Origin of the sequence: Paracoccus litorisediminis, from assembly GCF_009711205.1 — a bacterium.
Classification (GTDB): Bacteria; Pseudomonadota; Alphaproteobacteria; order Rhodobacterales; family Rhodobacteraceae; genus Paracoccus; species Paracoccus litorisediminis.
The window spans coordinates 583,580-596,648 of record NZ_WMIG01000001.1; the positions used below are offsets into that span (position 1 = coordinate 583,580).

The window sequence follows — 13,069 nt, forward strand, 5'->3', positions numbered from 1 at the left end:
GGGGAAGTCAAGTTCTAGAAGGGTCGCACGACATTGCCCGAGTAGAAATAGGCCCCCATTCCCACCGTGAACAGCACGTTTCCGGCCACCGCGTGCAGCAACCATGCCGCCGGAAAGCCGTGGCGCAGATAGGCGCGAGCAAAGAACCAGCCGCCGACAAAGGTCAGGATGGCGACGATCCACGACCAGTACATCAGATGGGCGAATGAAAAGATCGCCGCGTTCAGCGCCAGCGCCCCCCGGCCATGCGGCAGCAGCGCGCCGTAGCGGTGAAAGAACAGCGGGCGAAAGATCAGCTCTTGCGGCAGTGCCGACAGGAACGGGTAAAAGACCCAGACCACCGGCAGGAAACCGGGCCGGTTCAGCAGCATGTTGAACAGCGCGCCGGGGCGCGAGAACCACAGGATGGCGACGCCAAGGCCAAAGGTCACGACCGCCATGCCGGCGATCTCGGCCCATGGCAGGCGCGACCAGCCGCGGATCAGGCCGCGCCAGTCAAAGCCCCCGGTCCGCCACAGCAGCGCCAGCCCGGCAAGGCAGAAGACGCCCAGCGCCTCGAACAGCATGTGACCGGGCATGAACAGCGCAATGACAAGTGGCGCCCCGATATAGAGCGCCACGAATTCAAGCCATAGCAGGCGGCGGTTTATTGCAGCCTCCGGCCCAGCCAGACGCGCCATTGCGCCGGGCTGCCGTCAAAGACGTTCAAATCGACATTGCCGCCGATGCCCGGCACCCGGCCCGTCCCGGTATATTGCCAGAAGCTGTAGCGCTGGCCCGGATAGACGATGCGCGGATGGCCCGCGACCGAGCGCAGCCAGAATTCCTCGGGCCAGCTGCCAAGGTTGTTGTCACGGTAGAAATCGACCGTGGTGTAGATGATCGGCCGCTGCCCGTAATGGCGATGCAGGATGTCCTTGAAGATCTTGGCCTCGCGCAGCACTTCGCCGCTGGGCGGACGGCGCGGACAGGTTTTGGAAGCCGTCCATTCCAGATCGATGACCGGCGGCATCGCGCCACGTTCGCGCGGGACATTGGCGATGAACCACGCCGCCTGCTGCGCGCCCGAGCGGCAGAAGTAGAAATAGTGATACGCGCCGCGCGGAATGCGGGCCTGTCCGGCCTCATACCAGTAGCGGCGGAAATTCGGGTCGGCGTGGTCGCCGCCCTCGGTCGCCTTGATAAAGGCAAAGCTGATCCCCGAGCCGCGCACCGCCGCCCAGTTGATGTCGCCCTGATAGCGCGAGATGTCGATGCCATGCACCATGTGGTCATAGGGATGGCCCCCGACCCATGCATGCGGCGCGGAATCCCCAAATTGCGGCCCCGCCCCCGCGCCCGAGACGACGGCATGCGGCGCCCGCCGCCCACCGCCGCCACAGGCCGCCAATGAGACGACCAATAAGATGCCCAGTATTCTGCCCAGAAGTTTCATGACTGCCCCTTGCCCATGCCCGTGTGTCCGGCGCTTCGGGCCTTTATCGCAAAGGTGCAGGTTTCTGTCACGATGGCGTGACAGTCACGAAAACGTCAGGGTTGAATTTAGGTCAATTTGCATCAGGGATCAGCTTACCGGGGTTCATGATATTCAGCGGATCAAGCGCCGCCTTGATCGCGGCCATGGCCCCGATCGCCTCGCCATGCTGGGCGCGCATCAGGGGGCGCTTGCCGATGCCCACGCCATGCTCGCCGGTGATGGTGCCGCCGACCGCAATGGCACGTTCGGCCATGCGGGTAGCGACACGCTTGGCGGCGGCCAATTCCGCCTCATCCCCCGGCATCACCAGCAATTGCGAATGGAAATTGCCGTCACCGACATGGCCGACCATCGGGCCGATCAGACCTTCGGCCTTGATGTCGGCAGCGGCGGCGGCCACGGCCTCGGCCAGATAAGACATCGGCACGCAGACATCAGTCACCACTGCCGTCGCACCGGGGCGCAGCGCAAGACAGGCGCGATAGGCACCGTGGCGCATCTTCCACAGGGCGGCGCGGTCCTCGGGCGTCGTCGCCCAGTCGAAACCCTGCCCGCCGAAATCGGCGGCAAGCTCACCAAACTTCCGGGCATCGTCCTGAACCGAGGCGGGCGAGCCGTGGAATTCCACCATCAGATGCGGCTGATCGCGCAGATGACCGCCGGAAAACTGGTTGAAGGCCTGCGCCGCATCGCCATCGACGAACTCGATCCGCGCCATCGGGATGCCCGACTGGATCGTCGCGGTCACGCATTCGACGGCTTCCTCCAGCGTGGCAAAGGCGCAGACAGCGCTTGCGACCTCCTCGGGTTGGCCGTGCAAGCGCAGAGTCAGTTCGGTGATGATGCCAAGCGTGCCCTCGCTGCCGACGAACAGCGCGGTCAGGTCATAGCCCGCGCTGGATTTCGCCGCCCGCGTGCCGGTGCGGATCACCGTGCCATCGGCCAGGACCACTTCCAGCGCCAGAACATTGTCGCGCATGGTGCCGTAGCGCACGGCGGCGGTGCCGCTGGCCCGGGTCGCGGCCATGCCGCCAAGGCTCGCGTTCGCGCCCGGATCGACCGGGAAGAACAGGCCGGTCGCGCGCAATTCGGTATTCAGCGCCTCGCGGGTGACGCCGGGCTGAACGGAGGCCTGCAGATCGCCCGCCCTTACCTCCAGCACGCGGTCCATCTTCATCAGGTCCATGACGATGCCGCCTTGGGTCGCCAAAGCATGCCCCTCAAGCGAGGTGCCCGTGCCCCAGCCGATCACCGGGATGCGGTGTTCGTGGCAGATGCGCATGATCGCCGAGACTTCCTCGGTCGAGACCGGCCAGACCACCGCATCGGGCGGCGGCGCGCGGTGAAACGTCTCGGATGCGCCATGCAACTCGCGGTCGGCTTGCGATTGGGAAAAGCGCGCGCCCAGAAGCTGGCTCAGCGACTCGGCGGCCTGAATATCGATCTGCATGGGTGTCCTCCTACGGTCGGGCCGAATTAATCGCGCTGTTGCGCAAAGGGCAAGCGAGGCCGGAAAATGTCGCCGCGACAATGGACCGCGGCCCGCGGCCCATGTTTCCATTCGGCAAGATCAGGGTCGGGGATGATGAAGCGCGACGCCAAGGATCAACCGAAGGGCTGGGGTCGGCAAGGCCTGCGCCATCTGCGCCAACATCTGACGCGTGGCTGGCAGGTGCTGGTCACGCGCGGGCCGGGTCAGGTCGAATTCTGGGTGATCGCGCTGCTGATCGGCATCTGCGCCGGGCTGGCGGCGCTGACCTTCCGGTTGGCGATCGGGGCGCTGCAGCGGCTGGTCTATGGCACCGATGACCTGACCATGGCCTCGGTCGCGGGGCATCTGCCGTGGTGGTGGGTGATGGTCGTGCCGGTCGTGGGCGGGCTGGTGGTCGGCCTGATCCTTGACCGCTACACCCCGGACGGGCGGGTCCGCACCGTGGCCGACGTGATCGAGGGCGCGGCGCTGCAAGGCGGAAGGGTCGAGATCCGCGAGGGGCTGGCCTCGGCCGCGGCCTCGGTCATCACGCTGGGCACCGGCGGGTCATCGGGGCGCGAGGGGCCGGTGGTGCATCTGGCGGGCGTCATCTCGACACTCGTGGCCGACCGGATCAAGGCCAGCCCGGTCACCGGGCGCGAGCTGCTGGGCTGCGCCGTCGCCGGTGCGGTCGCGGCCAGCTTCAACGCGCCCATCGCCGGGGCGCTGTTCGCGCATGAGGTGGTGCTGCGCAATTTCGCCATCCGCGCCTTTGCCTCGATCGCGATTTCCGCCGTGGCCGGGACGGTCATCAACCGCCTGCGCTATGGCGGCGTGACCGAATTCCATCTGCCCGAGGCCGGGGGCCTTGGATTCTATGTCGAACTGCCCGCCTTCATGATCCTTGGCCTGATCTGCGCCTTGGTCGCGGCGGGGCTGATGGCTGCGATCTTTCGCGCCGAGATCATCGCAAATCGCGTCATGGCCCACACCGGCTGGCCGCGCTGGCTGCGCCCCACCATCGCCGGGCTGCTTTTGGGCCTGATCGCCATCCCCTATCCCCATATCATCGGCGTCGGCTACGAGGCGACATCCGCCGCGCTGACCGGCAGGTTGGATGTCTGGACCGCCATCATCTTTGCCGTGGTCAAGGCGCTGGCCGTGGCGATCACCTTGGGCGGGCGCATGGGCGGCGGGGTGTTTTCACCGGCGCTGGTGATGGGGGCACTGACGGGACTGGCCTTTGGCATCCTCGCCACCGGGATCTTTCCGCATTATTCGGGGAATGAGACGCTATATGCGCTGGCGGGCATGGGCGCGGTCGGCGCGGCGGTGCTGGGCGCGCCGATCTCGACCGCGATGATCGTCTTCGAGATGACCGGGGACTGGCAGACCGGAATCGCGGTGATGACCTCGGTGTCGCTGTCCTCGGCGCTGGCCTCGCGCATGGTGGACCGGTCGTTCTTCCTGACCCAGCTGAAGCGGCGCGGGGTACATATCGCCGAGGGGCCGCAGGTCTGGTTGCCGCGCAAGATGCGGGTGACGGCGGTGATGCGGTCCTTGGGCGGCAAAGAGACCCCCTCGCCCGACCTGCTGCGCAACATGGCGGCGGCTGGGCAGGCGATGTCGGATCAGATGACGCTGGGACAGGCCCTGCGCCAGTTCGACGCCTCGGGCGCGGCCTTCTGCCCGGTGGTCCGCGGCGAAGGCCCCGACCCCGAGATCCTTGGCGCGGTCTATCACGTCGATGCCCTGCGGGCGCTGAATGCGGCGCTTGGCGCGGTCGCCGCCGAGCAGCACGGTTAGGCGTTGGCCCCGAACAGCCCCTTCACCGCCCCGATTGCCGGAGAGATCAGGTAACTCGCCACCGGAATCACGATGAAGCCCAGAACCAGCCCAAAGATGCCGTCGAAAAATGCCGTGGTCGCCCAAGCGGCCAGACCCGGCGCGGCAGGCAAAGCATGGGCCGCGGCCTCGGACATGTGATGGACCCATTCATAGGGCTGATGCTGGCCCAGTTCGTGCAGGCCGTGGACGACGATCTGACCGCCAACCCAGATCATCGCGGCAGTACCGACGACGGTCAGGACCTTCATGAAGCCCGGCATGACACGCACGATGCCACGCCCCAAGGGCGCCAGCACCCCGCCGCGTTCATGCAGATGCAGGCCGAAATCGTCGGCCTTCACGATCAGCGCGACAAAGCCGTAAACGGCGACGGTGATGCCGACGGCGACGATGGCCAGAATCAGCGCCTCTTTCCAGATCGGGTCGCCATCGGGGATCGCGGCCAGCGCGATGGTCATGATTTCCGCCGACAGGATGAAATCGGTCTTGATCGCGCCCTTGACGCGCTCCTCCTCAAGGCCTGCGCCATCGGGCGTGGCCTTCAGATGCGGCTCATTGACCTGATGATGGGACAGCGCATGCAGGACCTTTTCGGCGCCCTCGAAGCACAGATAGGCCCCGCCCAGCATCAGCAATGGCGAAATCAGCCATGGCGCAAAGGCCGACAGCAGCAGCGCCACCGGCAAGAGGATCACCAGCTTGTTGAACAGTGACCCTCGCGCGATCTTCAAAACGATCGGCAGTTCGCGTCTGGCATCGAAACCGTGGACATATTTCGGCGTCACCGCCGCATCGTCGATCACCGCACCCGCAGCCTTGGCCCCGGCCTTGACCGCCTGCCCCGCCACATCATCGACCGAGGCGGCCGCGATCTTGGCAATCCCCGCCACGTCATCCAGCAGCGCCAGCAATCCGGTCATATGTCCCTCATTCTTCCTGATCGGGTCACGGGTCCGTGATCCCTTTTGACGCGCAGTTCTGGGTCACGAACGCCGCTGCCGCAAGTCGGGTTCACCCGCCCCGCCGCAGAAAGCCGCTACAGCAGCCAGATCGCGGCCAGAATGGCGATGACTGCAACCAGAACCGCCAGCAGCGCGCCGGGCCGCTGCCACCAATGGATGCGGCTGTCGAGGGTTTCGCTAAGCGGTGCCGTGGCAAGGCCCAGTTCCTCGCGGATGCGCTGACGGGCGCGGGCCGGAGGCATGACCGGGGTCAGCTCCTCGGCAATGCCGGCGGTGCGGCTCTGCCAGTCGCGCAGACGCTCGGCAAAACCCGCATCCGTGGCCAGCCGGGCCATCAGCTCTTGCGCCTCATCGCCCTCGATCAGGCCAAGGGCCAGTTCCGCGGCCAGTAGCTCGTCCTGTTCCTCGGGCGATAGCGGAGGTTTTTCGTCGCTCATGCGGCGGTCTCCCCGCGCAGGTTCAGCAGTCCCGGCCGCAACCAGTCCCGCAATTCCTCGACGCTGACCGACATGGCCGAGGCCAGATCGGCATAGCTCAGCCCCTCGAAATAGATCATCCGCAGGGCATCGGCCTGCTCGGCGTCCAGTTTTGCCAGACAGGGCGCGGTGGCCTTGCGTTCCGGGACGTGGACGGCAGCAATCTCGGGGCGATGATTGGCCCGCATCTGGCCACGGGCTGCGCGGTTCCGCAGCCGCTCCAGCGCCATGTCCCGCGTCATCGTCACCAGCCATTCCATGACCGGACCCTTGGCCGCGCCCTGCCCGGCTTCACGCCAGACCGAGACATAGACGCGCTGCAACACATCTTCGGCCTCGGGGCGGTCCTTCAGCAGCGACAGGCACAGCGCATGCAGCCGCGCCGAAGTGGAATCGTACAGCGCACCGAAGGCGGTCTTGTCGCCCTGCGCCACGCGCCCGAGAAGGTCCTGAAGTGCGGATCGTTGCTGCTCCGTCAAGGCGGTCACGTCCTTTCATTGCCGGCTGCGGCGAACTTAGGAACCTGCCCGGCCTGCGTCAACGAAGCCACTGGGCGAAGATCCGCCCATGCGCGAGAGCTTGCACGTCTCCGCCGAATGCGCGATCAAGTCACCGTTGCGACAAAAGGGCCTGACCGATGCTGGACGTGAACGCGAAACCCACCGAAGAAATCGACCTGCGCGAGGTGTTCGGCCTCGACAGCGACATGAAGGTCAAGGGCTTTGCCGAACGAACAGGCCGCGTCCCCGAGATCGACCCGACCTACAAGTTCGATCCCGACACCACCATGGCGATTCTGGCGGGCTTTGCCTATAACCGCCGCGTCATGATCCAAGGCTATCACGGCACCGGGAAATCGACGCATATCGAACAAGTCGCCGCGCGCCTGAACTGGCCCTGCGTCCGCGTCAACCTTGACAGCCATGTCAGCCGGATCGACCTGATCGGCAAGGACGCGATCAAGCTGGTCGATGGCAAGCAGGTAACCGTGTTCCATGAAGGCATCCTGCCTTGGGCGCTGCGCAACCCGACCGCCATCGTCTTCGACGAATACGATGCCGGCCGCGCCGACGTGATGTTCGTGATCCAGCGCGTGCTGGAGGCCGACGGCAAGCTGACCCTGCTGGACCAGAACGAGGTCATCACGCCGAACCCCTATTTCCGCCTGTTCGCCACCGCGAACACCGTGGGTCTGGGCGACACGACCGGTCTGTACCACGGCACCCAGCAGATCAACCAAGGCCAGATGGACCGCTGGTCGCTTGTCTCGACGCTGAACTACCTGTCGCATGACGCCGAAGCCGCGATCGTGCTGGCCAAGAACCCGGCCTATAACACCGACAAGGGCCGCAAGGTCGTCAGCCAGATGGTGACGCTGGCCGACCTGACCCGTACCGCCTTCATGCAGGGCGATCTGTCCACGGTGATGTCGCCGCGCACGGTGATCTCATGGGCCCAGAACGCCCGCATCTTTGGCGACAATGTCGGCTATGCCTTCCGCCTGACCTTCCTGAACAAATGCGACGAGCTGGAACGCCAGACCGTGGCCGAGTTCTATCAGCGCCTGTTCGACGAGGAACTGCCGGAAAGCGCGGCGGTCAAGGCGGGGTGATCCCCTTACGCGAGATCAGAGGCGGGTCCGCCCGCCTCTTCACGAACAGTCTGCGCACTTTTGGTGGGACGACATGAAAAAATCCGACAACCCCGCCGATCCGTTCAAGAAAGCTCTGACCGAGGCGACCCGCGCCCTGGCCGAAGAGCATGAGCTGAACGTCACCTTCAGCGCCGATCCTTCGGGCGTGTCGGGCGACACGATGCGCCTGCCGCAGGTCAGCCGCCGCCTGACCCGCGACGAGGTGCTGCTGGCGCGGGGCACGGCGGATGCTCTGGCGATGAAGCTGCGCCACCACAACCCGGCGACCCACGCGAAATACGTTCCCGCTGGTCCCATGGCCCGCGATCTGTATGAGGCCATGGAAACCGCCCGCTGCGAGGCGCTTGGTGCCCGTGACATGCCCGGCGCGCTGTCGAATATCGACGCCAAGCTGGGTCAGGAAGCCGATCGCAAGGGCTATGGCCAGATCAAATCCCCCGCCGATGCGCCATTGTCGGTCGCGGCGGGCTATATTCTGCGCCAGTTGGCGACCGGACGTCCCCTGCCCGCCTCGGCCCAGCATGTCGCCGACTTGTGGCGGCCCTTTGTCGAACAACAGGCCGGTGGCGACTTGCAGGACCTGTCCGCCGCCCTTGCCGATCAGGCCGGTTTCGCGCGGCTGGCGCGCAAGGTCATCGCCGATCTGGGCTATGGCGACCAGTTGGGCGAGGACCCCGACGAGCCGCAAGAGGACGAAGCCGAGGACAATGCCGAGCAGGACGAGGAATCGGGCGACAACCAGTCGCGCGACCAGTCCGAGGATGATGAGGCCGAGGCCAGCCCCGAACGCAGTCAGGAACAGCAGCAGGACGAACGTCAGGCTCAGGTCAGCATGGACGACCAGTCGGACGAGGAAATGGCCGACGAGGCCGAGATGACCGAGGCCGACAGCCCGCCCGACCTGCCGCCTCCGGTCAGCGACGCCAATCCCGAATACCGCGTCTATGCGCAGGAATTCGATGAGGAAATCCGCGCCGAGGATCTGGCCGACCCGCAGGAACTGGAACGGCTGCGCGCCTATCTGGACAAGCAGCTGGAGCCCCTGCGCGGGGCTGTCAGCCGCCTTGCCAACAAGCTGCAGCGTCGGCTTCAGGCCCAGCAAAGCCGCAGTTGGGAGTTCGACAAGGAAGAGGGTGTGCTGGATGCTGGCCGCCTTGCCCGCGTCGTCGCCAACCCGACCATGCCGCTGTCCTTCAAGGTCGAGAAGGACACCGAATTCCGCGATACCGTGGTGACGCTGCTTCTGGACAATTCCGGATCGATGCGCGGTCGCCCGATCAGCATTGCCGCGATCTGTGCCGATGTGCTGGCCCGCACGCTAGAGCGGTCGCAGGTCAAGGTGGAAATCCTTGGCTTCACCACCCGCGCGTGGAAGGGCGGCCAAAGCCGCGAGCAATGGCTGAGCAATGGCCGTCCGGCCCATCCGGGGCGGCTGAACGATCTGCGCCACATCATCTACAAATCCGCCGACGCGCCGTGGCGGCGGGTGCGCCCGAACCTTGGGCTGATGATGAAGGAAGGTCTGCTCAAGGAAAACATCGACGGCGAGGCGCTGGAATGGGCGCATCGGCGTCTGGCCCGCCGCCCCGAGGCCCGGCGCATCCTGATGGTGATCTCGGATGGCGCACCGGTCGATGATTCGACCCTTTCGGTGAACCCGGCCAACTATCTGGAAAAGCACCTGCGCGACGTGATCGCCATGATCGAGAAGCGCCGGCAGGTCGAACTGCTGGCCATCGGCATCGGCCATGACGTGACCCGCTATTACCAGCGCGCCGTCACCATCACCGATGCCGAGCAACTGGCGGGCGCGATCACCGAACAACTGGCCGCTTTGTTCGAGGCCGATCCGCGCAAGCGCGCCCGCGTCCTTGGCATGAGCGCCGCGCGTCGCGCCTGAGGGCGTGCCGCGACCGGCTTGATTTGCGCGCGCGCCTCATGCGACCAAGGCTGGCGGGCGGGGCATTCCGGGCCGGTGGAGGCATGATTTGCTGCGAATTGGTTTCTTCATTCCCGAATTTCCGGGCCAGACCCATATCTTCCTGTGGCGAGAGCGGCAGGCGCTGGCCGAGCTTGGCGTTCAGGCCGGGCTGATTTCGACCCGGCCGCCGCCGCGCGCCATCGCCTCGCATTCCTGGGCGGCGGGCGCACAGCGCGAGACGCTTTACCTGACGCCGCTGCCGCCGCGCGACATGCTGGGCGCGGGACTCGAGGCACTGCGCAATCCCGCCGGGCTGGCCCGCGGGATCGGCGCGGCGCTGAGCGCCGAGACCAAGGGCGGCGCGAAGCAGCGCTTGCGGATGCTGGGCCTGCTGGCGATGGGCGCGCGGTTGAAACGCATGGCGCGCGATCAGGGCTGGGACCATATTCACGTCCATTCCTGCGCCGACAGCGCCAATGTCGCCATGCTGGCCGAACGTCTGGGCGGCCCCAGCTACAGCCTGACCCTGCATGGCCCGACGCTGGACGGCTATGGCCCGAACCAGCGCCAGAAATGGCGGCATGCACGCTTCGCCACCATCATCTCAAGACTTCTGGAAGGCGTCGCCCGGCGCGAGATCGGGGACGACCTTCCGCCGGTGATCCGGGTCGCGCCGATGGGCGTGGATCTGTCGCAGATCCGCCGCAGCGCGCCCTGGCAGCCCCCGGCCCCGGGTCAGGCGCTGCGCATCTTCAGCTGCGGTCGCCTGAATGCGGTCAAGGGCCATGACCGACTGATCGAGACAGTGGCCCTGCTGCATGCCCGTGGCATCGACGCAAAGCTGGAAATCGCGGGCGAGGACGAACAGGGCGGCAGCGGCTATCGCCGTGAGTTGCAGGCCCTGATCGACGCCAAGGGGCTGGCCGAATCCGTCACCCTGCTGGGCGCGGTCAGCGAGGACCGGGTGCGCGAGGGGCTGGAAAATGCCCATGTTTTTGCCTTGGCCAGCCTGAACGAGGGAATTTCCGTCGCGATCATGGAGGCGATGGCGATGGAAATGCCGGTCGTCGTCACCGATGTCGGCGGCAATCACGAATTGATCACCTCGGGGCGCGATGCTGTGCTGGTCCCGCCCGAACGCCCCGACCTGATGGCCGACGCGATTGCGGACCTGTTGGGCGATCCCGCCCATGCGCTGGAACTGGCCCATGCCTCGCGCGCAAGGGTCGCCGCCGATTTCCACCATCGCCGCAGCGCCGAGGCCGTGGCGCTTGGCCTTGCCGATACCCTTCCCGGTGCCGCATCGAAACTGCGGCTGCCGGTGAAAACCACCTGAGAACAAGAACAAGAGGTGCCCATGTTCCAGAGTTTCGAAAGCCATTCCAATCCCCCACAGCATGTGCCGCGACTGGCCGCCCTGCGGGCCGAGCTGGCCGCGCGCGGGCTTGATGGTTTCATTGTTCCGCGCACGGACGCGCATCAAAGCGAATATGTCAGCGCGCATGACGCACGTCTTGGCTGGCTGACCGGCTTTACCGGCAGTGCCGGTTTCGCCATCGTCACGCCCGAAAAGGCGGGCGTCTTCATCGACGGGCGCTACCGCGTGCAGGTCAAGTCCGAGATCGATCTGGCGCATTTCACCCCCGTCCACTGGCCCGAGATCAAGGCGGCGCAATGGCTGCGCGAGGCCCTGCCCGAGGGTGGCCGCATCGGCTATGACCCCTGGCTGCAAAGCCGCCGCGAGATCCGCGAGATCGAGAAGGGGCTGGCTGGCTCGGGCATCGCGCTGCATCCGCTGGAGACGAACCCGCTTGACGCGATCTGGAAGGATCAGCCTGCGCCTCCGGTCGGTGTGGTGCGGCTGTGGCCCGACGACATTGCCGGCGAAACGGCTGCGGCGAAGCGCGAACGGATCAGCGCCCATCTGCGCGAGGTCAAGGCGCAGGCCGCGGTGCTGACCCTGCCCGACTCGATCTCGTGGTTGCTGAACGTCCGTGGCGCGGATGTGCCCAAGAACCCGGTGGTGCTGTCCTTTGCCATCATCGAGGATGACGGGCATGTCGCGGTCTTTACCGATCCGGCCAAGTTCCCCTCGGAAATCCGTGCCGCGCTTGGCAATGAGGTGACGGTGCTGCCGCTGGTCTCGCTGACGCCGGCGCTGACCAATATCGGCGGGCCGGTCATCGTCGATCCGGGCACCGCGCCCGATCAGGTCTTCCGCCTGATCGAGAGCATGGGGACCGACATCCTTGAGGCCGCCGATCCGGTGATCCTGCCCAAGGCTTGCAAGAACGACGCCGAGATCGCGGGCATGCGTGCGGCCCATCTGCGCGACGGCGCCGCCGTGGCCGAGTTGCTGTGCTGGCTGGACGGGCGCGCTGCGACGCTGGACAGCGACCCGCTGACCGAAATCGACGTCTGCCGCAAGCTTGAGGAATTGCGGATGCCGCGCGGCATCATCGATATCAGCTTCGACACCATCCTTGGCTCGGGGCCGAATGGCGCGATCAACCACTACCATGTGAGCGAGGACAGCAACCGCCGCATCCTTCCCGGAGAGGTCGTGCTGATCGATTCGGGCGGGCAGTATAATGACGGCACGACCGATATCACCCGCACCCTGCCGATGGGCGATTTCGACCCGGCGATCCGCCGTCCCTATACCCGCGTGCTGCAAGGCATGATCGCGATTTCCCGCGCGCGCTTCCCGCGTGGGCTGGCGGGGGCGCATATCGACGCGCTGGCACGCGCGCCGCTTTGGGCCGAGGGCATGGATTACGACCACGGCACCGGCCACGGCGTCGGCGCGGGTCTGTCCGTGCATGAGGGACCGGTCAGGATCTCTCGCGTGTCGGACATTCCGCTGCGGCCCGGCATGATCCTGTCGAACGAGCCCGGCTATTACCGCGAGGGCGAATACGGCATCCGCATCGAGAACCTGATCGTGGTCGAACCGGCCGAGAGCCCGGACGGGCGCGACATGCTGGGCTTCGAGACGCTGACCTTCTGTCCGATCGACCGGCGGATGATCGATGTGGCGCTGATGTCACCTGCCGAGATCGACTGGCTGGACGCCTATCACGCGCAGGTGCGCAAGCTGATCGGGCCGCTGGTCGCACCCGAGGTGCTGGGTTGGCTGGAAGCGGCCACCCAGCCCCTGGCACGGGCCTGACCGGATCGGGGCCGTCGCGACGGTGGCGGCCCTTGCTGTCTGGGTATTTGAGAAACGAAGAAACCGAGAAGGCGCGGCGCGAAAGGGC

11 protein-coding genes are annotated in these 13,069 nt (G+C 66.1%); 5 read left to right on the forward strand and 6 right to left on the reverse strand.

Going from position 1 to position 13,069, the window contains the following annotated elements; translation table 11 throughout:
- Positions 1–14 precede the first annotated feature (14 nt).
- The 3 genes from GL300_RS02965 to GL300_RS02975 form a co-directional block, all read right to left on the reverse strand.
- Entirely contained in the window at positions 15–680 is a 666-nt protein-coding gene (locus GL300_RS02965) for a CPBP family intramembrane glutamic endopeptidase (RefSeq protein ID WP_155038070.1), read from the reverse strand.
- Positions 647–1,435, reverse strand: a complete 789-nt coding sequence (locus GL300_RS02970) for a glycoside hydrolase family 25 protein (protein WP_155038071.1) — start codon at positions 1,433–1,435, stop codon at positions 647–649. The genes GL300_RS02965 and GL300_RS02970 overlap by 34 nt, the downstream gene beginning before the upstream one ends.
- Positions 1,436–1,547: 112 nt before the next feature.
- Positions 1,548–2,927, reverse strand: a complete 1,380-nt coding sequence (locus tag GL300_RS02975) for an FAD-binding oxidoreductase (protein WP_155038072.1) — start codon at positions 2,925–2,927, stop codon at positions 1,548–1,550.
- A gap of 135 nt (positions 2,928–3,062) precedes the next feature.
- Here GL300_RS02975 and GL300_RS02980 point away from each other — a divergent pair, with 135 nt between their 5' ends.
- The gene (locus tag GL300_RS02980) at positions 3,063–4,754 is read left to right on the forward strand and encodes a chloride channel protein (RefSeq protein ID WP_155038547.1); all 1,692 of its coding nucleotides are present in this window, start codon (positions 3,063–3,065) and stop codon (positions 4,752–4,754) included.
- Here GL300_RS02980 and GL300_RS02985 read toward each other — a convergent pair.
- The 3 genes from GL300_RS02985 to GL300_RS02995 form a co-directional block, all read right to left on the reverse strand.
- Positions 4,751–5,716, reverse strand: a complete 966-nt coding sequence (locus tag GL300_RS02985; RefSeq protein WP_155038073.1) for a DUF808 domain-containing protein — start codon at positions 5,714–5,716, stop codon at positions 4,751–4,753. The two genes, GL300_RS02980 and GL300_RS02985, sit on opposite strands and share 4 nt — an antisense overlap.
- 116 nt (positions 5,717–5,832) lie before the next feature.
- Entirely contained in the window at positions 5,833–6,195 is a 363-nt protein-coding gene (locus GL300_RS02990) for a hypothetical protein (protein ID WP_155038074.1), read from the reverse strand.
- Positions 6,192–6,722, reverse strand: a complete 531-nt coding sequence (locus tag GL300_RS02995; RefSeq protein ID WP_155038075.1) for a sigma-70 family RNA polymerase sigma factor — start codon at positions 6,720–6,722, stop codon at positions 6,192–6,194. Before GL300_RS02995 ends, GL300_RS02990 begins: the two co-directional genes overlap by 4 nt.
- Before the next feature lie 149 nt (positions 6,723–6,871).
- Here GL300_RS02995 and cobS point away from each other — a divergent pair, with 149 nt between their 5' ends.
- The 4 genes from cobS to GL300_RS03015 all read left to right on the forward strand — a co-directional run bounded on the left by cobS (position 6,872) and on the right by GL300_RS03015 (position 12,981).
- On the forward strand, positions 6,872–7,846 hold the full coding sequence (cobS, locus tag GL300_RS03000; RefSeq protein ID WP_155038076.1) for a cobaltochelatase subunit CobS: 975 nt from the start codon (positions 6,872–6,874) through the stop codon (positions 7,844–7,846).
- Positions 7,847–7,919: 73 nt separating this feature from the next.
- A complete protein-coding gene (cobT, locus tag GL300_RS03005; protein ID WP_155038077.1) occupies positions 7,920–9,788 on the forward strand; it encodes a cobaltochelatase subunit CobT in 1,869 nt (622 codons plus the stop codon).
- Positions 9,789–9,876: 88 nt separating this feature from the next.
- On the forward strand, positions 9,877–11,145 hold the full coding sequence (epsE, locus tag GL300_RS03010; protein ID WP_155038078.1) for an exopolysaccharide biosynthesis GT4 family glycosyltransferase EpsE: 1,269 nt from the start codon (positions 9,877–9,879) through the stop codon (positions 11,143–11,145).
- 21 nt (positions 11,146–11,166) lie between these two features.
- Positions 11,167–12,981, forward strand: coding sequence for an aminopeptidase P family protein (locus GL300_RS03015; RefSeq protein ID WP_155038079.1), 1,815 nt, complete (start codon positions 11,167–11,169; stop codon positions 12,979–12,981).
- The last annotated feature ends 88 nt before the right edge of the window (positions 12,982–13,069 follow it).